A 19,709-nucleotide genomic window follows, 5' to 3' on the forward strand; every position below is an offset into this window, starting at 1 on the left:
CGCACCGTCCACCGGGCGTCACCCTACCGGCAGCCGACCGGTCGTCAGGCGGGATTCGGCAGTCGGCTTCAGGAGGGCAGCCAGCTCACGTGCCCGGCCAGCAGGGCGTAGCCGATGAAGCCGACGGTGTCGATCAGGGCGTGCGCGGCGACCAGCGGGCCGACCCGGCGCCAGCGGCGGTACAGCAGGCAGAACACCACGCCCATCACGATGTTGCCGATCAGGCCGCCGATGCCCTGGTACAGGTGGTAGGAGCCGCGCAGGACGGCGCTGGCGGTGATGATCGCGGGCCAGGTCCAGCCGATCTGGTGCAGGCGGCGCACCAGGTAGCCGACCACCACGACCTCTTCCAGGATGGCGTTCTGCCAGGCGGCGGCGATCAGCACGGGGATCCGCCACCACACGTCGGGCAGGCCGGAGCCGGCGACGGTCAGGTTGAAGCCGGCCGCCTGCATGGCGATGTAGAACGCGAGCCCGGAGCCGCCGATGGCCGCCGCGAGCAGCGTGCCCCGGCCGAGGTCGGAGAGCTTGTGGCGCAGGTCGAAGCCGATGGTGCGCAGCGAGGCGCCTTCGCGGACCAGCAGGTAGCCGACCAGGGCGACGGGCATCAGGGCGCGGACGATGTAGAAGAGCTGCCAGGCGAGGTCGAGCCAGGGCCGGCCGGGGGCGCGGGAGGCGTTGAGGGTGGCGACCTGCTGGCCGAGGCCGACGGGTTCGGTGAGCGAGCCGAGGAAGCTGATCAGCGCGGAGACGCCGCTCATGCCGAGCGAGAGGCCGAGCACGATGAGCAGTTCGGCGACGAGCAGGCGGCGGGAGAGGGTCTTGGTGGTGGCGGGCTCGGCCGAGGCGGTGGTCACTGGTCTCCCCGAGGACGGATGCGGCCCGGAGCGCACTTCCTGGCTCCGGGCCGATCATCCTTTCACAGCACGATGAGACGTTTCTGGACCTTGGGGAGCGGCGTCAGTCCACCGGCCAGGTGTGCACGGGTTCGCCGCTGCGCATGCCCTCGATGTAGCGGCGGGTCATGGCGGCGATCGCCGCGTTCGGGTCGAGGCCGTGGCGTTCGCGCAGGCGGTGGACGACGGCGGCCTGCCAGGCGGCGCCGTTGGTGCGGCGCAGGCAGCGCTGTTCGATGATGCCGAGGTAGTGGTCGCGGTCGCGGGCGGTGATGCCCCAGCGGTCGAGGCCCTGGTGGGCGAGCGGGAGCAGTTCGTTCAGCACCAGGTCGGTGGCGGGCAGTTCGACCAGGCCGCGGGCGCCGCGCCCGGAGCGGGGCCACCACTGGACGGCGTCGATGCCGTGCCGGGCGCCGTTGACGAAGTTCTGGTCGGCCTTCTCGTACGGCAGCCTGGTCCAGATCGGGCGGGGCTGTTCGGCGAGCACCCGGACCAGGCCGTAGTAGAAGGCGGCGTTGGCGAGGCAGTCGGCGACGGTGGGGCCGGCGGGCAGGCAGCGGTTCTCCACCCGCAGGTGGGGGACGCCGTCGGCGACGTCGTACACGGGGCGGTTCCAGCGGTAGATGGTGCCGTTGTGCAGCCGCATCTCGAAGAGCCGGGGGGCGCCGCCGGAGGCCAGCACCTTGACCGGGTCCTCGTCGTCGCAGATCGGCAGCAGTGCGGGGAAGTAGCGCAGGTTCTCCTCGAACAGGTCGTAGGCGGAGTCGACCCAGCGTTCGCCGAACCAGGTGATCGGGCGCACCCCCTGGGCCTTGAGTTCGGCCGTGCGGGTGTCGCAGGCCTGCTGGAACAGCACCGGGCGGGTCTCGCGCCACAGCTCTCGGCCGAACAGGAACGGCGAGTTGGCGCCGAGGGCGAGCTGGACGCCGCAGATGGACTGGGCGGCGTTCCACACCGAGGCGAACCGGGCGGGGGTGACCTGGAGGTGCAGTTGGAAGGAGGTGGCGGCGGCCTCGGCGACCATCGACACCGAGTCGATGGTCAGCCGCTCCACGCCGTCGATGTCGAGGGCGATGTCCTCGCCGCGGGCGGCCAGGATCTGGTCGCTGAGCAGGGTGAAGCGGTCGTTGTTGGACATCGCCTCCAGCCCGGCGTGCTCCAGGTCGAGGGTGGGCAGGATGCCGACCATGACGAGGCGTCCGCCGGCCTCCTCGGCCCGCCGGTCGGCGTAGCGCAGGGCGGTGCCGAGTTCCTCGCGCAGGTCCTCGAAGACGTGCCCGCCCAGGCGGCGGGGGGCGATGTTGAGCTCGACGTTGAAGCGGCCGAGCTCCGTCTGGAAGTCGGCGGAGGCGATCGCGTCCAGCACCGCTTCGTTGCCGAGCATGGGGAGCCCCTGCTCGTCGGCCAGATTGAGTTCGATCTCCACGCCCATCATGGCTTTCGGGCGGTCGAACCGTTCCTCCCTGAGCATTCGCCCCAGGACGTCCAGACAGGACTGGAGTTTGCGGCGGTACAGCTGCCGGTCGGCCAGCTCCGCCCGGGTCGCCACGACCTTCTCGCCCACGGGTGCCTTCCCTCCCCTCGGTCGACAGTGCCTGTCCATCATGCCCACGGCGAAGATTTCTAGCCCACGGCTCGAACAGCCGAACGGGAGAGCGTTTCTGACGGCCGATCAGCTCAAACGCACTTGCGCAATGACACGGAACGTGATATGAAGGTCACCCTGCGCACTTGTTCGAGTAGAATTCGCACGCCGCTCAGGCCAGGTCAGGGCCGTCCGAGAAACCCCCACTGTCGAGGGACTCGTCGACGACCCGCCCACCCCCTCGGCGATCATGCCCAACCGGACACGGCCAGACCCCTCAATGTCGATGCCATGCCGGTATGCCGCAGCACGCCGATCTCGAACGGAGAGGCGACTCACCATGACGTTGCACCTGTCCCAGCCCCCGGCCGGCGCCCTGCACGCCGTCCACTCGGCCCTCGCGCCCGGGGCGGCCCTGCCGCCGTCGGCGGCCGCCGTGCTCCGCCATAGCGAGGGGCGCCCGGAGCCGCTGCTCGCGCTGCCCGTGCACGCCCTGCGCGGGCCCGCGCCGCAGCTGGCCGGGGCGGACTGCATCGGCTGGCGGTTCCTGCTGCGCGCCGCCCGTGCGGACGCGGCGCTGCCGCACTGCCCGCACGGGGACTGCGACGGCGCGAGCGGCCAGGCGGGCGGACGGGCGGCGGGCGGGCGGGCGGAGCACCGGCCGCTCGCCGTCGGCGAGTTCACCGAGGACGGGCTGGAGCAGGTGACGGCCGCCGCCGAGGTCGCCGTCGGCGCGAACGGGCCGGCCTTCTCGCACCTGACCGCCGGGCCCTACCTGGACTCCACGGTGCGGGCGCTGCGCCAGGCCTGGCAGCTGGTGCACCCCTCCCCCGCCCGGTACGAGCCGCGGCTGCTGTCGCTGCCCGAGCACTACGCCTCGGCGCTGTGGCTGCACAGCGCGCTGCCCGGGGAGGACCTGCTGATCCCGCTGGCGCCCGCCCCGCTCGGGGTGGCGGCCCATCAGGTGTTTCCCGCCGCCGAGCTGCTGGCCCGGCTGGCGAACGCACCCGCGGCCCGGCCGACCGCGCTGATCGGCTGACGCCCTTCTTCCGCTCGCACCACCCGGACGGGCCATGCCGGAATGATCCGATCGGATCGCTCCGGGATGGCCCGTCCGTGCGCGGATCGGATCGCCCGCCGCCCGGTAGGGTGATCTCGCCGGATCTTCTGTGGCGCATGTCACCAAATGCCTGCGCGAGCGCCCGCGGAGTCGGACACTGGTGTCGGTCGGGGAGGACCACACGTCCTACCCGGCTGACGCCGTTTCACACCTGATGCGGTGAGAAAGTTTCCGTCGGCAGGGCGGGCGCCCCGGGGGGTGACCGTACGGCGGCGCGAATCCCGAGCGAAGCGAGGTACAACGATGTGCCAGCACCGAACCGACTGTCCGTCCGCCGAGTCGTCGGACCGTGAAGCGGCCGAAGCGGTCGCCCGCCACCCCGAGCAGGGCTGGAGCCTGCTCTGCAACGGGGTGCTGCTGTTCGACGACACCGGCGAACTGCTGCCGGACGGCCGCGTGATCGCCCCGCGCCGGACCCTGCTGATCGCCGCCTGAACGCCGGTCCGCACCACCTCACCGATCACCGCCCGCCCGGAGTGCGCCCTCCTGGCGGGCGTCGGCATTTCCGGGGCCCTTCAGTACGCCTTCCGGCGCGGCCGTTCGACGCGGCCATTCGACGCGGCCGTTCGACGCAGCCTCAGGATCCGCCGAGCGGGTGGTCGGTGGGCGTGGACGGGTCGTACCAGAGGCTGAGCATCGGGGCGTGCCAGCGCCAGCCGAGGGCGGAGTAGAGGGCGCGCCCCTCGGTGGTACCGACCAGCAGACCGGTGTGCGCGCCGGCCGCGTGCGCCTCGCTCTGCAGCGTGCGCATCAGCAGGGAGCCGAGGCCGCGGCGGCGGTGCTCGGGGGCGGTCTCGATCTGGTCGGCGGCGGCGAGCAGGCGGCCGTCGGAGCCCGGCCCGATGCCCATCTGGCCGCGCGCGGCGTACTCGCCGCCGGTGGTGCGGACCAGGGCGCGGATCACGCCGCCGCGGCTCCAAGTGGTGATCCGGTAGCCGGCCGGGACGGTCGGGCTCTCCGGGCGCAGCCGGCAGGTCATCAGGTGGCCGGGGACGTCGATGTGCCAGCCGGGGCCGATCCAGGGCAGGGCGCGTTCGTCGACGTCGAACAGCTTGAGCCAGGTCCACGGGACGGTGGTGCCCTCGGTGAGTTTGCGGACGTCCGGCTCGGTGGGGGCGGGCAGGACGTGCCGCCAGGGGTGGCGGGGCTGGCCGACGTCGATGCTCCAGCCCCATGGCTCGGGGCGGGGGTCGGCGGCGCCGCGGGAGACCGTCCAGCCGCTGATCCAGGCCCGGACGAGGGCGGGGACGGTCGGGTCGTCGGGCATGGCCACACTCCACTTGTAAGGGTCTCAGTTGCCTGGTGGATATTACCTGTTGAGGGTGCGGGGCGTCCCGGAGTTTCGCTGCCGGGCGAGATGTCTGTACAGGTTGCGGAGCGCGTCATCCACTGGACACCTGTCGCACTGGTCCAGTCCACCTGGGCGGCCTACGAATGGTCGCGGCCGGGCGGAGCGAAGCCCGGCACCGTGCCCGAGGAGCCCCGATGAGTCCCGAACTGTCGCGCCGTACCCTGCTGGGCGGTGCCGCCGCCGCGGCGGTGCTGTCCGCGTTGCCGCTGAGTGTCCGTCAGGCGCTGGCCGCCCCCGCCCGCCCGGGCAGGCTGGAGGACATCCAGCACGTGGTGATCTTCATGCAGGAGAACCGGGCGTTCGACCACTACTTCGGCACTCTGCCCGGCGTGCGCGGCTTCGGCGACCGCGCGGCGGTGCGCGGCGTCAACGGCCGGTCGGTCTTCCACCAGCCCGACCCGTCCCGGCCCGAGGGCTATCTGCTGCCCTATCCGATGAACGCCGCCCACACCAGCGCCTACCAGCAGGGCGCGCCCGCGTTCGGCTACGGCGACTCGATGAGCGCCTGGAACGAGGGCCGGGCGGACGGTTCGGTGACCCGGCGCTCGGGCGGCTGGCTCGGCCAGGGCTACTACGAGAGCGCCGACATGCCCTTCTACCACGCGCTGGCCTCGGTGTTCACCACCTGCGACGCGTACTACGCCTCGGTGCAGTGCAACACCAACACCAACCGCGAACACCTGATGACCGGCACCAGCGGCGGCACCGTCCGCGACACCCCGGTGACCGACAACTCCGAGCCCGCCGCCGGGTTCGAGTGGACCACCTACGCGGAGCGGCTGGAGCGCGCCGGGGTCAGCTGGCAGACGTACCAGGCGCTGGACAATTTCGACGACAACGCGCTGGCCTGGTTCACCAACTTCCGCAATGCCAAGCCGGGTTCGGCGCTGTACGAGCGCGGCCTGCGGGCGGTCGGCGACCCGGCGAAGAAGGACGACCCGTTCGCCATGGGCGACGCCCTGGTGGAGGCGTTCGCCGCCGACGTGCGGGGCGACAAGCTGCCGCAGGTGTCCTGGCTGATCGCGCCCGCCGCGCTGTCCGAGCACGCCAACTACGCTCCGCCGAACGGGGAACACCTGACGGCCCGGCTGCTGGCGGCACTGGCCGCCAACCCCGAGGTGTGGGCGAAGACCGTGTTCATCCTCAACTACGACGAGCACGGCGGTTTCTTCGACCACCAGTTGCCGCCCGTCCCGCCGCTGGCCGCCGGACGCGGCGCGTCCACGGTGCCGGTGGACGGCGAGGTGGTGGTGCGGGTCGCCAAGGGCGGCTCGACGTACCACCGGGTGGTCGGGCAGGACGGCCGGTACCGGGTCAGGAACGCGGACGGCGGCCTCGGCTGGTCGGCGGCGCTGCCCGCCGGGGAGACGCTGGTGGCCGGGCCGTTCCCGATGGGTCTGGGGGTGCGGGTGCCGATGGTGGTGGTCTCGCCGTGGACCCGCGGCGGCGTGGTCGACTCGACGGTGTACGACCACACCTCGGTGATCCGGCTGCTGGAGCGGCGCTTCGGCGTCGCCGAGCCGAACATCTCGCCGTGGCGGCGCGCGGTCACCGGCGACCTCACCAACCTGTTCGACTTCTCCGGGCAGGACCCGGCGTGGCCCACGCTGCCCGACACCGCCGGCAACCGGCAGAAGGTCACCGACACCGGCAAGCTGCCCGCGCCGACCGTCCCCAAGCCGCAGCACTTCCCGCAGCAGCCGCGCGCCGTCCGCACCGCCCGGCCCGTCCCGTACCACCTGCAGGTCAAGGCGCGGGTCCGCAAGGGCGTGCTCACCCTCGACCTGGCCAACCCCGGCCGGCAGGGCGCGGTGATCGCCGCCTACCCCGAGCCCGGCACCGCGCCCCGGCACTACACCGTGGACGTCAAGGGCAAGCTCTCCGACAGCTGGCAGCTCGGCCCGGACGGCTACGACCTGCGTCTGCACGGCCCGAACGGCGCGCTGTGGCACCTGCGCGGTGACGCGGCCGGCTCGTACGAGGCGTCCGTCTCCGAGGACGGCGGCGGCGGGTGGCAGCTGGCCGTCGAGGTCGCCAACCGCACCGACGTCAGCCGGGTGATGACGGTCGGCGACCTCGCGTACGGCGGCGGGCAGCGCGAGGTGCGGCTCGGCGCGGGCGAGTCCGCGGTCGTCAACCTGCCGGTGGGCAAGGAGGGTTGGTACGACGTGGTGGTCACCGCCCGGGACGACGCCCGCTACCGGTTCCGCCGCGCCGGGCGCCTGCCGAACCAGGCCGTGGGCTTCACCGACCCGGCGATCGGCCTCGCCGACCCGCTGGTCGTCGATGTCACGCTGGGCTCCGCGTCCGCCACCATCGACGAGCCGCTGCTGCTGCCCGGTCGGCCCGCCCGGCTGAAGGCCCGGTTCACCGCCACCGCCGACCTCACCGGCCTGGACGTCGCGCCGTTGCTGCCCGCGGGGTGGCCGGCGGCCGCGGTGGTGACGGCGCCGCCCTCAACTGTCGCTGCCGGCACGGCGGTTGAGGCCGAGTGGGAGATCGCGGTGCCCGCGACGCTCGCCGCGACCGGCACCAGCCGGCTGCTGGTCACCGCCCGCGCCACCGCCGCCGACCGGTACGCCGTCGCCGACGGCGAGGTCGCGGCGCGCACCGCCCCGTCGATGGCCGGGTACCTGCTCGGCGAGGACTTCGAGTCACTGGCCCCGCAGCTCACCGCCGTCTCCGGGGTGCTCGGCTGGACGGCGAAGGCGCCCGCCGGCTGGTCGGTGGTCAACGCGCCCGGCATGCCGCAGGGCACCGTCCGGCTCCAGGGGTGGACCTTCCACACCAAGCGCGAATGGTCCACCCCCGCCGGGCAGGACCGCGGCAACTTCACCCGGGGCCTCGGCATCCTCGCCGTCGCCGACCCCGACGACTGGGACGACACCGGATCCCCGTCCGCCAAGGGCAAGTTCGACTCCACCCTGGTCTCCCCCGCCGTCCCGATCCCGGCCGACGCCGGCACTCTGCACCTCGCCTTCGACTCCCACTACCGCCAGGAGGCCCCCCAGAAGGCGTCCGTCACCGCCGTCTTCGACACCGGCGCCGAAACCCGCCTGCTCAGCTACAGCAGCGACGCCACCGGCAACGACAACGCCGGCAAGGACGCCGAGAACGCCTTCATCACCCGGCAGTTCGCCGTCCCGCCGGGCGCGCGGACGGTCACGCTGAAGTTCCGCATGTACGACGCGGGCAACAACTGGTACTGGGCCGTCGACCACGTCCGCCTGGACACCCGCCCGATCAGCGGCTGAGCCGGCTATCGCCCTGTCGTTGGCCTTGCGTCAACGACAGGGCGCCGCACGGCAGTTCAGATGATCTGGATGGACCGGACCCGCGGCGGGTTGTTGGGGAAGGTGATGTCCGTCCAGCGGTCGATGCGCACCGAGTCCCCGTTGACGTCGTAGTAGATCAGGTCGTTGTTGCCGGTGGAGATGCGGTCCACCCACCAGCCGCCGAAGTCGGTGGTGCCGCCGTTGGCGTAGCAGTCCACGCTGTCCCGGCCGTCGAGGTGCGACCAGATCTTCAGGAAGTTCTCGCCACCGACGCACTGGATGTGGTCGATGGCGAACGCGTGGCCGCTCGGCACGGTGATGGTGAACGCGACCGCCGCCGCGAACGCCGTGGCCAGCGAACAGACGACCCTCTTGGTCCTCGAGAACACGGATTCCCCTTTGTGCGAAGCCGGCCGGTGGACGGCCTGCTGCCGCCCGGTCCGGGAGACCTCAACGTAGCGAGGCCGTCCCCCGTTCGGCGGAGCAACACTCCGGGCGCGAACCGCCCTTGCGCGAGTTCACCCATTCGTGTGAGAAGCGCCGGTCAGTCGCGAGTGAAGAACGGTTTCTGGTCCAGCTGTTGGGGCAGGAAGGCCAGCTGGAGCCCGTTGTCGAGGCGCACCCGCAGGGTGGTGTCGGCGGCCAGGGACTGGGCGAGGCGGGTCGCGAGCGGGCGGGGGTCGGCGGTGGGGTCGGCGAGGACGAGGGCCAGGGTGGCGTCGGCCTCGGCGGCCGGGGCGAGGTGGGCGGCGGCGATCTCGGGTTCGGCGGCCAGCAGTTCGCGCAGCGCGCGGTGCACCTCGGGGTCGGTGCGCGGCGGCAGGTAGGGGCGGTTCTCGGCGACGGCGCGCAGGCGGGCGCCGCCGAGCTGGTAGGTGACGGGGCCGGCCGGATCGACGAGGAGGATGTCGGCGCGCTCGGAGAACGCGACCATCGCGGCCTGCGGGGCGGCCACGGGCGCCGGGCGGGCGTCCGCGCGCCAGCTGGCCATGGTCTCCATCGAGGTGAACGCGGGCAGCGCGCGCCGGCCGTCGGCGGCCTCCAGTACCGGCACCGCCATGTCGCTGGTCTTCTCGCGCTTGTGCCCGTTCTCGTCGTACTCCACCTCCCCCAGCACGGCGACGATCGGCACCATCAGCCGGCTTCGCGTCAGCACGGTCAGCAACTCGCCCTCGGCGGACGGGTCCTGCTGCCAGGCGGCGAGGGCGGCGGCGAGGACGGGGTCGGCAGTGCCGTCGTCCTCGGCGAATCCGGGGTTGGGGATGTTCTTGCGGTCCACCCGTCGAGCGTATGCCACGTTTACCTCCGGGCGGTCGGCGGTGCGGGGGCCGCCGCCGTTCGGGTGGGCCCGGCGGATTTCGCCGCGGGCCCGGCGCCGGTGCGGCACGCTGGGCGGGACGGTACCGGTGGAAGGGGAGATCGTGGGTTACGACCCGATGTACGCGGTCCGCACGGCGGCCCAGGCGATGGCCGAAGCAGCGAAGGACGTGGCTGCCGGGCACACCGGATGGGACCGGCCGGCGGACGCCGCCAATTCGCTGGAGCAGATGGCGAAGCTGGCCACCGCCCTGTCGGACCTGCTGCGCCAGCAGGCCGAGGCACTGCCGGGGCTGACCGCGGATCCGCAGGCCGCGGAGGCGGCCAAGCTGGTCTCCGAGGCGGTCGCCACCGCCACGAAGCTGGGCGAGCAGATCCGGAAGGCCGGCAGCACGGCGAGCGCCGTTCGCTGATCCTTCCCGGGCGAGGCCCCAACTCCCGTCATGATGATCGGATCGGCCCACCGGGTGTGGGCGAGTCGTCGGGCGGGCGGGAGCGGTGCGGGCATGGATGGGTTGCGGATCGGCGTATTGGTTCCTTTGAGCCGGCCGGGTTGGGTCGAGGCGGGTCAACAGCTGCTGGGCGGAATGGAGTTGGCCGTCCGGGAGATCAACGCGGCGGGCGGCGTGGACGGGCGGCCAGTGGAGCTGCTGGTACGGGACACGGCCGCGGACCCGCAGCGGGCCGCGGCGGCGGTGACCGAGCTGGCCGGACTCCAAGCCGCCGCGCTGGCAGGCGAGTTCCACAGTGTGGCGGCCCGCGCGGCCGCGACGCAGGCGGACCGGCTCGGGCTCCCGTTCCTCTGCTCGTCGGCGGTGCTGGACACCCTGACCGACCACCCGACGGACGTGGTGGCGCGGCTGGCACCCGCCCAGTCGCACGGCTGGCGGGTGTACGCGGAATTCCTGCTGGCCGCCGGGCACCGGCGGATCGCGGTGGTGACCCAGGGCGGCGCGTACTGGGAGTCCGGCACCCGCATCCTGCGCAAGCGCGTGTCGGCGGACGGCGGCAGCGTGGTCGAGCTCGGCCCGGCCGACATGCCCGATGCCTTGGCCGCGTCGGGCGCGAGCGCCGTCCTGCTGCTGACGGGCTTCCCGGAGCCGGCCGTCCCGCTCGTCCGGGCCGTCCGCCGGGACCGGCGGCTCTCCGACGTGCTGATCGGCGCCCCGGCCGGGCAGCCCGAATTCGCCGAGTGGGCCCGGCTGTTGGGCGCGGAGGGTGCGGGGGTCCCGTTCCTGCGCTACCTGCCGGAGCGGCTCGACCCGTCCGGTGCGCGAGTCGCGGACGCCCTGCGCGAGCGCCTCGGCGGCGAGCCGTCGTTCGTCGCGTTCGAGGGTTGGGACACCATCACCGTGCTGGCCGCGATGGCGCGTTCGGGCAACGCCGACTGGTCCGGCGTGCGCGTGACGGGCAGCCGGGGGCCGATCCGGTTCGAGCGGGTGCCCGGGATCGGCGTGTGGCAGTGGGCGTGGGCGCCGGTCCAGGTGGCCGACCGCGATCCGGCCAAGCCAGGGCGGCGGCAAGTGCTGCACACCGGTTGAAGCCCAGGCGGGCGCGGGCGCAGCCTCGACGAGTGGCGGGGGTCGGCGAGTGGCGGTGGGCGTGGGCGCCGGCCCGAGCCGTCGACCGCGACCCGGCCAAGCCAGGGCGGCGGCAAGTGCTGCACACCGGTTGAAGCCCAGGCGGGCGCGGGCGCAGCCTCGGCGAGTGGCGGGGGTCGGCGAGTGGCGGTGGGCGTGGGCGCCGGCCCGAGCCGTCGACCGCGACCCGGCCAAGCCAGGGCGATGGCAAGTGCTGCACACCGGCTGAGACGCGAGCGGCCCGGGGCAGGTGACGCGGCGGGTGGGGGCGCAGCCTCGGCGGGTAGCGGGGTCGGCGAGTGGCAGTGGGCGTGGGCGCCGGCCCGATCCGTCGACCGCAACCCGGCCGAGCCCGGGCGATGGCGGGTTCTGCACACCGGCTGAGACGCGAGCGGCCGTGGGCGGAGGGCACAGCCTCGCGAGTGGCGGGGATCGGCGAGTGGCGGTGGGCGTGGGCACCGGCCCGAGCCGTCGACCGCGACCCGGCCGAACCGGGACGGATGCGGGGTGCTGCACGCCGGCTGAAGCCCGGGTGGCTGCGGGCAGGTGGCGCGGGGGCGGCCCCAGCAGGTCGTTCGCTGGGCGATGGCGTGCGTGACGTCGGCCATGGCCTTCCATCGAGCGGGCCGGACCGCACGCGGATGTGGTCCGGCCACGGCCCGGCTGGAGTTCCTCAGCGGGCCCGTCGCCGTCGAGCGGCGGCCTGCGAGATGGATTGCCCGGGCGGAGGACCTACCGCCCGGTAGGGGGATGTGGCAGTCTGCGGCCATGGCTCTCGCTGACACCACCGCGACTCGCGGCGCCGTCTCCGACCGTGCCCGGTACGACCGGGCGACCGCGCACCTGGACGCGCCGCTGGCGATCGTCGATCTGGCGGCGTTCGACGCCAATGCGGCGGATCTGGTGCGGCGGGCGGCGGGGAAGCCGATCCGGGTGGCGTCGAAGTCGGTGCGGTGCCGGGCGTTGCTGGAGCGGGTGTTGGCGCGGGACGGCTTCGCGGGGGTCATGAGTTTCACGCTGGCGGAGTCGTTGTGGCTGGTGCGCAGCGGGTTCTCGGACGTGCTGCTGGCGTACCCGTCGGCGGACCGGGCCGGGTTCGGGCGGTTGACGGCGGATCCGGAGCTGGCGCGGCAGGTCACCGTACTGGTGGACGACGTGGCGCAGTTGGAGCTGATCGACGCGGCCCGGGAGGGTTCGGCGACGGTGCGGGTCTGCCTGGAGCTGGACACCTCGCTGCACCTGCTGGGCGGCCGGGTCCGGGTCGGCGCCCGGCGTTCGCCGCTGCGGACGCCCGAACAGCTGGGCCGGCTGGCCGAGTTGGTGAACGCGCGGCGCGGCTTCGAGGTGGTCGGGCTGATGGCGTACGAGGGCCATGTGGCGGGTGTCGGGGACGCGGTGCCGGGCCGGGCGGTGCGTTCGGCGGCGATCCGGCTGATGCAGTCCAGGGCGCGGACGGAGCTGGCGCGGCGCCGGGCCGAGGTGGTGCGGCGGGTGCGGCAGGTCGCGGATCTGGAGTTCGTCAACGGTGGTGGTACCGGCAGCGTGGAGTCCACGGTGGCGGAGCGCGCGGTGACGGAGGTGGCGGCGGGGTCGGGTCTGTTCGTGCCCCGGCTGTTCGACAACTACCGGTCGTTCCGGGGCCGTCCGGCGGCGCTGTTCGCGCAGCCGGTGGTGCGCCGGCCGGGGGTGGGTGTGGTGACGGTGCTCGGCGGCGGCTACCCGGCGTCCGGCCCGGCGGGGGCGGACCGTTCCCCCGTCCCGTACCTGCCGGCCGGTCTGCGCTACGACCCGCAGGAGGGTGCGGGCGAGGTGCAGACGCCGCTGCTGGGTTCGGCGGCGGACGACCTGCTGATCGGCGACCGGGTGTGGTTCCGGCACGCGAAGGCCGGCGAGCTGTGCGAGCGCTTCGCGCAGTTGCACCTGGTCGAGGGCGACGCGGTGGTGGAGACGGTGCCGACGTACCGCGGCGAGGGCCATGCGTTCCTGTAGAGAAGCCGGCGGAAAAATCTTCGGGGGCCGTGTCGAGAACCTCGTCGCGGCTCCGTCCCCGGGGTGAAGGCGACCACAATGGGTCGCGTCACCACCGAGGAGTGAGAACGATGGCGAAGTACCTGCTGCTGAAGCACTACCGGGGCAACCCGCAGGCCGTGAACTGCGTGCCGATGGACGAGTGGACGCCCGCCGAGGTCTCCGCGCACATCCAGTACATGAACGACCTCGCGGACAAGCTGCGGGCCAGCGGCGAGTTCGTGGACGCGCAGGCGCTCGCCCCGCGCGGCACCTGGGTGCGGTCCGACGGCGAGGGCCGTCCGCCGGTCACCGACGGGCCGTTCGCGGAGACCAAGGACCTGATCGCCGGCTGGATGGCGATCGACGTGGACTCCTACGAGCGGGCGCTCGAGGTGGCCGCCGAGCTGTCCGCGGCGCCGGGCGCGAACGGCGAGCCGATCCACGAGTGGCTGGAGCTGCGCCCGTTCCTGACCGAGTACCCGGACACCGTCACCGAGTGAACGTGCGCGAACAGGACGGCCGGGTGAGTGTGATGGACGAGGCGCGGCTGCGCGTCCTCTACCCCGAGGTGCTGGCCGTCCTGGTCCGCCGGGGCGCGGATTTCGCGGCGGCGGAGGACGCCGTCCAGGAGGCGCTGCTGGAGGCGGTGCGGACCTGGCCGGACGATCCGCCGCGCGACCCGAAGGGCTGGCTGATCACCGTCGGCTGGCGGCGTTTCCTGGACGCGGCCCGGTCCGACGCCTCGCGCCGCCGCCGTGAGGACCTGGTGGACGAGCAGCCGGAGCCCGGCCCGGTGCCGGACGTCGACGACACGCTGCGGCTGTACTTCCTGTGCGCGCACCCGTCGTTGACGCCGGCCTCGGCGGTGGCGCTGACGCTGCGCGCGGTCGGCGGGCTGACCACGCGGCAGATCGCGCAGGCGTATCTGGTGCCGGAGGCGACGATGGCGCAGCGGATCAGCCGCGCCAAGCGGACGGTGAGCGGGGCGCGGCTGGACCGGCCGGGCGATCTGGCGACGGTGCTGCGGGTGCTGTACCTGGTGTTCAACGAGGGCTACTCGGGGGACGTGGACCTGGCGGCGGAGGCGATACGGCTGACCCGGCAGCTGGCCGCCCGGATCGATCACCCGGAGGTGTCCGGCCTGCTGGCGCTGATGCTGCTGCACCACGCCCGCCGGGCCGGGCGCACCGCGCCGGACGGCAGTCTCGTCCCGCTGGCCGAGCAGGACCGCAGCCGCTGGGACACCGGGCTGATCGCCGAGGGGGTGGCGATCCTGCAGCTGGCGCTGTCCCGCGACCGGCTGGGCGAGTTCCAGGCGCAGGCGGCGATCGCGGCGCTGCACGCGGACGCGCCGAGGGCCGAGGAGACGGACTGGGTGCAGATCGTGGAGTGGTACGACGAGCTGGCCGCGCTGACGGACAGCCCGGTGGTGCGGCTCAACCGGGCCGTCGCCGTCGGCGAGGCGGACGGCCCGCGGGCGGGCCTGGCGGCGCTCGCCGCGCTGGACGACACGCTGCCCCGGTACACCGCCGCGTCCGCGTACCTGCACGAGCGTTCCGGCGATCTGCGGACGGCGGCCCGGCTGTACACGGAGGCTGCGGCGAAGGCCGGGGCGGTGGCCGAGCGGGACCACCTGGTGCGGCAGGCCTCGCGGCTCAACACCCTGTTGCGTGAGGGGAGTTGAGCCGCGCGGCCACGGTGGTCAGGCGGCGGTGCCGGTGACCGGGCCGCCGCCCTGGAAGGCGGCGATGCCCTTGACGATGGAGTCCATCTGGTCGAGGCCGGGCGCCTTGTCGGCGATGTCGAAGCCCATCCGGACGCCGGTCAGCGCCTTGCCGTCGGCGGTCGGGAAGACCACCGTCTCCACGTAGCCGCCGTTGCCCTTGGACACGTCCACCTGCCAGCGCACCAGGTAGCCGGAGCGGCCGGCCACCGTGACCGCTTCGCTCTTCAGCTCCTTGTGGCCGGTGATGTCGGGGTAGGACTCCTTGGCGGCGGCCTCGATGTCCTGCTGCGCGGCCTGCTTGGCGTCGGTGCCGGTGATCTTGCTGGTGTTGACGCCGCCCAGCGTGCAGGTGTTCGAACCGTCGACGCAGGTGTACTCGCCTACGTACGCGCTGGCGAAGCCGTCCTTGGTGGTGCCGCCCTTCCAGCCGCTGGGGATCGGCAGCGAGACACCGTTGATCAGGTCGATGGCGAGGTTCGCGTTCGCGCCGCCGCCCTTGCCCTTGCCGCCCTTGCCGTCCCCGTTGCCCTGGCCGTTCCCGTTGCCCTGGCCGTTCCCATTGCCCTGGCCGTTCCCATTGCCCTGGCCGGGCAGGCCGTCGCCGCCCTTCTGCCCGTCGTCCTGGCCGTCGCCGCGGAGCTGGCCGTTCCGCGACCGTTCGGCGGACGCGGACTTGTTCGAGTGCCCGTCCATCGCCAGGTAGGTGACGCCGGAGCCCACCGCCAGGCCGAGCAGCGCGGCCACCGAGGCCGCGATCAGCACCGGCTTGGACGCGCGGCGGCGCGGCTTGGCCGGCGGCTGCTCGGCGTACGGCGGCAGCGGCGGGTAGTGGACGGCCTGCCCGGAGGCGTCCAGCACGGTGCCCTCCAGGACGGTGGTGTCCTCGGCGCCGGTCGGCCCTCCGGCCGGGGCCTCGGCGGGCGTGTCGGCGGGGGCTGCCGAGGCCGGGCGGGTGCTGGCGGTCCAGCCCTTGCCGTCCCACCAGCGCTCGGGGCGGGGGTCGCTGTCGGTGTCGACGGGGTCCGGGTACCACCCGGCCGGAATCTGCTGCTCGGTCACACCCATGACCCTAAGCGGCCCCGGATAAGCGGGAAATCAGCGGGCGGCCGGAATCGGGCTCCGGCGATGAGATTCGGGTGAGAATCGCGCACAACCGCCGTTCGGGTGGTCCGGATACGCCGGCCGGGGCGTGCGGGGGCACACCGGTGGGTGCGTCGCACTACCGGGGGCGCGGCCGGGCGACAGAATCCGCGCCATGACCTCTCGCCCCGTGATCGGCATCAGCACCTTCCTCACCAACGCCGGATGGGGGCGGTGGGACGCCATGCGGTCGGTGCTGCTCCCCGAGCGCTACCCGGCCCTCGTCCAGGAGGTCGGCGGGATCGCCGTCATGCTGCCGCCCGACGCACCCGAACACGCCGCGGACGCGGTGGCCCGCCTCGACGGCCTGGTGATCGCGGGCGGCGAGGACGTCGCCCCCGCCCTCTACGGCGAACCCGCCCACCCGTTGACGGTCGCCAACGCCCCCGAACGCGACCTCTGGGAAGCCGCGCTGATCCGCGCCGCGCTCGCCTCCGGCACCCCGCTGCTGGGCATCTGCCGGGGCATGCAACTGCTCAACGTGGTCTGCGGCGGCTCACTGATCCAGCACCTGCCGGACGTCGTCGGCGACGGTCTCAGCCACCTCGGCGCGCCGACCGAGTACGGCCGCCACGCGGTCCACCCCGTCCCCGGCACCCTGCTCGCCGACCTGCTCCCCGAACCCTCCGTCACCGTCCCCACCTACCACCACCAGGCCGTCGCCCGCCTCGGCAAGGGCCTCACCGTCTGCGCGCACGCCGCCGACGGCACCATCGAGGCCGTCGAGGGCGCCGGCTTCACCCTCGGCGTCCAGTGGCACCCCGAACAGGGCGAGGACCTCCGCGTCGCCCGCGCCCTCGTCCACGCCACCCGCCTCCTCCGCGCACCCGTCCGCGTCCCGGCCGTCTGACACCGGCACCCGCCGGGTCAGGGCGCGCAGTAGCTGTTCAGCTCGTTGATGTCGCGCTTGAGCGCCTCGGTGGCGCCGCCGTTCCAGGGGTGGTCGTCGATGAACTGCTGGGCGTCGTCGCGGACGTCCTGCCAGCCGGTGTCGTCGGTGGGGGCGCCGGCATTCGCCAGGTCCTGCCGGGTCTGCGCGACGGCGTCGCCGCACATGCTTGCGGGGCGGGCGGTGGCCGGCGCCGCCCAGGCCAGGGTGGCCAGCGGCAGGGCGGCGAGCACGGCGAGGGCGAGTTTGCGAGTCGTGGCGGCCATTCGGGGGCACTCCTTCGTCGACGTTCCGTCATCCGGCCGTCACGGTACGCACCTGTGGCGCCCTTCCGCCGTGCAACACGCCACGGAACCCGGCTACGGAAGCGGGAGGCCGGACAGGGTGGCGAGGGTGCCGAGGGCGCCGGCGGCCAGGAGGCAGGGGACGACGCCGCGGCGGAGGGCGAGCAGCCAGATGGCGGCGAGGGCGAGGATCGCGTACTGCCAGAGGTGGTGCAGGGCGAGGGCCAGCGGGAGTGCGGAGCCGGCGATCGCGCCGATGACGGCGGGGCCGGCGCCGGTGAGGAAGTCCTGGACGGCGGTGTTGGCGCGCAGGCGGTCGAAGTGGGCGGCGCCGAGCAGGACGAGCGCGAAGGACGGGGCGAAGGCCACGAATGCGGCGAGCAGTCCGCCGAGGATGCCCGCGGCGGCGTAGCCGACCACGGCGACGGTCTGGACGACCGGGCCGGGGGTGATCTGGCCGAGGGCGACGGCGTTCAGGAACTGGCCGTCGGTCATCCAGTGGTAGCGGTGCACGGCGTCCTGCTGCATCAGCGGGATGATCACGAAGCCGCCGCCGTAGGAGAGCGCGCCGACCTTGAAGGCGACCCAGGCGAGCGCGCCGAGTCCGCCGGTCGCGGCCAGGCCGGGGACCAGCAGCGGGAGCGCCGCGCGCGGCGGGGTTTCACCCTCCGGTCGGCGCGTCGCGGGGGCGGCGGTGTCACCCGTTCGGCTGGTTCGGCGGGCGCCGCGCCGGAAGGCGATCTCGGCGGCGCCGGTGGCCAGCAGGACCAGCACCAGCCAGGGGCCGGTAAGGATCGCGGCCGCGGCGCCGAGCAGCAGGTAGCAGGCCCAGCGGATCCGGGCGGGGCCGCCGCCGGAGCGTTGCAGGCTGGCCGGGACGAGCGCGGTCGCGGCCTGCGCGGCGACGGCGGCGACCGCCGCGCCGGCCCCGGCGGCGGCGCCGAGCACCCAGCGCGGCGGGTTGCCGGCCAGGAACAGTGCGGCCAGCAGCAGGATCAGCGCCAGTCCGGGCAGGATGAACGCCGCGCCGCCGACCAGCGCACCGGCCGTGCCGCGCACCCGCCAGGCGGTGAAGATCGCCAGCTGGGTGGAGGCGGGGCCAGGCAGCAGGTTGGTGGCGGCGATACCGTCCTCGAACTCGCTCGCCGCGAGCCAGCCGCGCTGCTCCACGCAGAGCCGGCGCAGCAGCAGGATGTGCGCGGGCGGCCCGCCGAATCCGAGGGCGCCGATCCGGCCCCACTCCTTGGCGATCACCGTCAGCGGCACCTGCTCCGTCATCGCTCCCCCATCTCCCGTTCAACGGCCCGAACACCCGCGCGACCTGCGCGGATGCGGGCCGCACCCTACCTGACCCGAATGGCCTACAAGGGAACGACAACGGTCACCAGTGCAGCCTTTGGATCTTCCTCCGGTTTGGGGTTCACTTCCGGTGCGGACACCGGAGCGGAGGGACCTCGATGGCCAACCACGGGCACGACCACGACGACCACCAGGACGACCACGGCCACGGCGGACACAGCCACAGCCACGCCGTCTCGGCGGACGCGGACCGGCGCTGGCTGTGGAGCGCGCTGATCCTGCTGGTGGTGTTCATGGCCGGCGAGGTGGTGGTCGGCTTCGCCGCGCAGTCGCTGGCGCTGATCTCGGACGCGGCGCACATGCTGACCGACGCCGCGTCGATCGCGCTCGCGCTGGTGGCGATGCGGCTGGCGGCGCGTCCGGCGCGCGGCGGCTACACGTACGGGCTGAAGCGGGCGGAGATCCTGTCCGCGCAGGCGAACGGGGTGACGCTGCTGGTGCTGTCGGCGTGGCTGGGCTACGAGGCGGTCGCCCGGCTGATCGCGCCGCCGGCGGTGACGGGGTCGCTGGTGCTGGTGACGGCGCTGGTGGGCGTGGTGGTGAACATCGCGGCGACCTGGTGCATGTCGAAGGCGAACCGGTCCTCGCTGAACGTGGAAGGCGCGTTCCAGCACGTCCTGACCGACCTGTACGCGTTCATCGCGACGGCGGTGGCGGGTGCGGTGGTGCTGCTCACCGGGTTCGTCCGGGCGGACGCGATCGCCTCGCTGGTGGTGGTGGCACTGATGCTGCGGGCCGGCATCGGGCTGGTGCGGGACTCGGCGCGGATCTTCCTGGAGGCGGCGCCCGCCGGGATCGACCCGGACCAGGTGGCGGACCGGCTGGTGGCCACCGCGCAGGTGGAGGAGATCCACGACCTGCACATCTGGGAGATCACCTCCAACCAGCCCGCGCTGTCGGCGCACATCCTGGTCACCCCGGGCGGCGACTGCCACGCCGTGCAGCACGAGTTGCAGCGGCGGCTGCGCGAGGAGTACCGGATCACCCACGCCACCCTCCAGGTCGACCACGTCGGCGAGAGCGGCGCGGACGGGCTGCTGCAGATCTCGTCCAGCTCCTCGGCGGCGGCCGCCGAGGAGGAGGCCCGCGAGCACTGCGCGGACGCGCACGGGCCGGTGCACCGCGCCGGCCCGCACCCGCACTGAGGCCGTGCGAGTGCCGGCCCGGACCTCTCGGC

The 19,709-nt window shown here is 73.7% G+C and carries 18 protein-coding genes; 10 read left to right on the forward strand and 8 right to left on the reverse strand.

Annotated elements, in window-relative coordinates:
- Positions 1 to 68 precede the first annotated feature (68 nt).
- Together ACFYS8_RS00490 and ACFYS8_RS00495 are read right to left on the reverse strand one after the other, a co-directional pair.
- Positions 69 to 857: a CPBP family intramembrane glutamic endopeptidase gene (locus tag ACFYS8_RS00490; protein ID WP_387633792.1), complete on the reverse strand. Its 789-nt coding sequence runs from the start codon at positions 855 to 857 to the stop codon at positions 69 to 71.
- Between the two features lie 103 nt (positions 858 to 960).
- Positions 961 to 2,460: a glutamate--cysteine ligase gene (locus tag ACFYS8_RS00495; protein ID WP_387633794.1), complete on the reverse strand. Its 1,500-nt coding sequence runs from the start codon at positions 2,458 to 2,460 to the stop codon at positions 961 to 963.
- 361 nt (positions 2,461 to 2,821) lie between these two features.
- Between ACFYS8_RS00495 and ACFYS8_RS00500 the strand changes: the two genes are divergently transcribed.
- On the forward strand, positions 2,822 to 3,520 hold the full coding sequence (locus ACFYS8_RS00500) for a hypothetical protein (RefSeq protein ID WP_387633796.1): 699 nt from the start codon (positions 2,822 to 2,824) through the stop codon (positions 3,518 to 3,520).
- Between the two features lie 324 nt (positions 3,521 to 3,844).
- Entirely contained in the window at positions 3,845 to 4,036 is a 192-nt protein-coding gene (locus ACFYS8_RS00505) for a DUF5999 family protein (protein WP_387633798.1), read from the forward strand.
- Between the two features lie 142 nt (positions 4,037 to 4,178).
- On the opposite strand, the gene ACFYS8_RS00510 is transcribed toward ACFYS8_RS00505, so the two are convergent.
- Positions 4,179 to 4,868, reverse strand: a complete 690-nt coding sequence (locus tag ACFYS8_RS00510; RefSeq protein WP_387633800.1) for a GNAT family N-acetyltransferase — start codon at positions 4,866 to 4,868, stop codon at positions 4,179 to 4,181.
- Between the two features lie 218 nt (positions 4,869 to 5,086).
- On the opposite strand from ACFYS8_RS00510, the gene ACFYS8_RS00515 reads away from it, so the two are divergent.
- Positions 5,087 to 8,206: a phosphocholine-specific phospholipase C gene (locus ACFYS8_RS00515; protein ID WP_387633802.1), complete on the forward strand. Its 3,120-nt coding sequence runs from the start codon at positions 5,087 to 5,089 to the stop codon at positions 8,204 to 8,206.
- A 56-nt stretch (positions 8,207 to 8,262) separates the two neighbouring features.
- Here the strand turns inward: ACFYS8_RS00515 and ACFYS8_RS00520 are convergent, their stop codons facing one another.
- Together ACFYS8_RS00520 and ACFYS8_RS00525 are read right to left on the reverse strand one after the other, a co-directional pair.
- Positions 8,263 to 8,616 (reverse strand): beta/gamma crystallin domain-containing protein, encoded by a 354-nt coding sequence (locus ACFYS8_RS00520; RefSeq protein WP_387633804.1) that lies wholly within the window; start codon positions 8,614 to 8,616, stop codon positions 8,263 to 8,265.
- Between the two features lie 155 nt (positions 8,617 to 8,771).
- A complete protein-coding gene (locus tag ACFYS8_RS00525) occupies positions 8,772 to 9,506 on the reverse strand; it encodes an SseB family protein (protein ID WP_387633806.1) in 735 nt (244 codons plus the stop codon).
- Between the two features lie 142 nt (positions 9,507 to 9,648).
- Between ACFYS8_RS00525 and ACFYS8_RS00530 the strand changes: the two genes are divergently transcribed.
- From ACFYS8_RS00530 to ACFYS8_RS00550, 5 genes are all read left to right on the forward strand, one after another.
- Entirely contained in the window at positions 9,649 to 9,957 is a 309-nt protein-coding gene (locus ACFYS8_RS00530; protein ID WP_387633808.1) for a hypothetical protein, read from the forward strand.
- A 93-nt stretch (positions 9,958 to 10,050) separates the two neighbouring features.
- Complete coding sequence (locus ACFYS8_RS00535) at positions 10,051 to 11,085, forward strand: ABC transporter substrate-binding protein (RefSeq protein ID WP_387633810.1); 1,035 nt, start codon at positions 10,051 to 10,053, stop codon at positions 11,083 to 11,085.
- A gap of 807 nt (positions 11,086 to 11,892) precedes the next feature.
- Complete coding sequence (locus tag ACFYS8_RS00540; protein ID WP_387633812.1) at positions 11,893 to 13,113, forward strand: alanine racemase; 1,221 nt, start codon at positions 11,893 to 11,895, stop codon at positions 13,111 to 13,113.
- A 110-nt stretch (positions 13,114 to 13,223) separates the two neighbouring features.
- The gene (locus ACFYS8_RS00545) at positions 13,224 to 13,634 is read left to right on the forward strand and encodes a YciI family protein (RefSeq protein WP_387633814.1); all 411 of its coding nucleotides are present in this window, start codon (positions 13,224 to 13,226) and stop codon (positions 13,632 to 13,634) included.
- A gap of 32 nt (positions 13,635 to 13,666) precedes the next feature.
- Positions 13,667 to 14,818, forward strand: a complete 1,152-nt coding sequence (locus ACFYS8_RS00550) for an RNA polymerase sigma factor (protein ID WP_387636760.1) — start codon at positions 13,667 to 13,669, stop codon at positions 14,816 to 14,818.
- 18 nt (positions 14,819 to 14,836) lie between these two features.
- Here ACFYS8_RS00550 and ACFYS8_RS00555 read toward each other — a convergent pair whose 3' ends face one another.
- A complete protein-coding gene (locus tag ACFYS8_RS00555; RefSeq protein ID WP_387633816.1) occupies positions 14,837 to 15,919 on the reverse strand; it encodes a DUF2510 domain-containing protein in 1,083 nt (360 codons plus the stop codon).
- 196 nt (positions 15,920 to 16,115) lie between these two features.
- On the opposite strand from ACFYS8_RS00555, the gene ACFYS8_RS00560 reads away from it, so the two are divergent.
- Entirely contained in the window at positions 16,116 to 16,850 is a 735-nt protein-coding gene (locus tag ACFYS8_RS00560; RefSeq protein WP_387633818.1) for a gamma-glutamyl-gamma-aminobutyrate hydrolase family protein, read from the forward strand.
- Between the two features lie 17 nt (positions 16,851 to 16,867).
- Here the strand turns inward: ACFYS8_RS00560 and ACFYS8_RS00565 are convergent, their stop codons facing one another.
- Together ACFYS8_RS00565 and chrA are read right to left on the reverse strand one after the other, a co-directional pair.
- Positions 16,868 to 17,155, reverse strand: a complete 288-nt coding sequence (locus ACFYS8_RS00565) for a hypothetical protein (RefSeq protein ID WP_387633820.1) — start codon at positions 17,153 to 17,155, stop codon at positions 16,868 to 16,870.
- A gap of 93 nt (positions 17,156 to 17,248) precedes the next feature.
- Positions 17,249 to 18,451, reverse strand: coding sequence for a chromate efflux transporter (chrA, locus tag ACFYS8_RS00570; RefSeq protein ID WP_387633822.1), 1,203 nt, complete (start codon positions 18,449 to 18,451; stop codon positions 17,249 to 17,251).
- Positions 18,452 to 18,630: 179 nt separating this feature from the next.
- On the opposite strand from chrA, the gene ACFYS8_RS00575 reads away from it, so the two are divergent.
- A complete protein-coding gene (locus ACFYS8_RS00575) occupies positions 18,631 to 19,677 on the forward strand; it encodes a cation diffusion facilitator family transporter (RefSeq protein WP_387633824.1) in 1,047 nt (348 codons plus the stop codon).
- Positions 19,678 to 19,709: the final 32 nt, after the last annotated feature.

Origin of the sequence: Kitasatospora sp. NPDC004615 (assembly GCF_042873545.1) — a bacterium.
Classification (GTDB): Bacteria; Actinomycetota; Actinomycetes; order Streptomycetales; family Streptomycetaceae; genus Kitasatospora.

What these genes read in the sequence shown, in the direction of transcription:
- ACFYS8_RS00500 (WP_387633796.1), top strand. Translation starts at nt 2,822, where the DNA reads ATGACGTTGCACCTGTCCCAGCCCCCGGCCGGCGCCCTGCACGCCGTC.
- ACFYS8_RS00505 (WP_387633798.1), top strand. Translation starts at nt 3,845, where the DNA reads ATGTGCCAGCACCGAACCGACTGTCCGTCCGCCGAGTCGTCGGACCGT.
- ACFYS8_RS00510 (WP_387633800.1), bottom strand. Translation starts at nt 4,868, where the DNA reads ATGCCCGACGACCCGACCGTCCCCGCCCTCGTCCGGGCCTGGATCAGC.
- ACFYS8_RS00515 (WP_387633802.1), top strand. Translation starts at nt 5,087, where the DNA reads ATGAGTCCCGAACTGTCGCGCCGTACCCTGCTGGGCGGTGCCGCCGCC.
- ACFYS8_RS00535 (WP_387633810.1), top strand. Translation starts at nt 10,051, where the DNA reads ATGGATGGGTTGCGGATCGGCGTATTGGTTCCTTTGAGCCGGCCGGGT.
- ACFYS8_RS00540 (WP_387633812.1), top strand. Translation starts at nt 11,893, where the DNA reads ATGGCTCTCGCTGACACCACCGCGACTCGCGGCGCCGTCTCCGACCGT.
- ACFYS8_RS00545 (WP_387633814.1), top strand. Translation starts at nt 13,224, where the DNA reads ATGGCGAAGTACCTGCTGCTGAAGCACTACCGGGGCAACCCGCAGGCC.
- ACFYS8_RS00550 (WP_387636760.1), top strand. Translation starts at nt 13,667, where the DNA reads ATGGACGAGGCGCGGCTGCGCGTCCTCTACCCCGAGGTGCTGGCCGTC.
- ACFYS8_RS00560 (WP_387633818.1), top strand. Translation starts at nt 16,116, where the DNA reads ATGACCTCTCGCCCCGTGATCGGCATCAGCACCTTCCTCACCAACGCC.
- ACFYS8_RS00565 (WP_387633820.1), bottom strand. Translation starts at nt 17,155, where the DNA reads ATGGCCGCCACGACTCGCAAACTCGCCCTCGCCGTGCTCGCCGCCCTG.
- chrA (WP_387633822.1), bottom strand. Translation starts at nt 18,451, where the DNA reads ATGACGGAGCAGGTGCCGCTGACGGTGATCGCCAAGGAGTGGGGCCGG.
- ACFYS8_RS00575 (WP_387633824.1), top strand. Translation starts at nt 18,631, where the DNA reads ATGGCCAACCACGGGCACGACCACGACGACCACCAGGACGACCACGGC.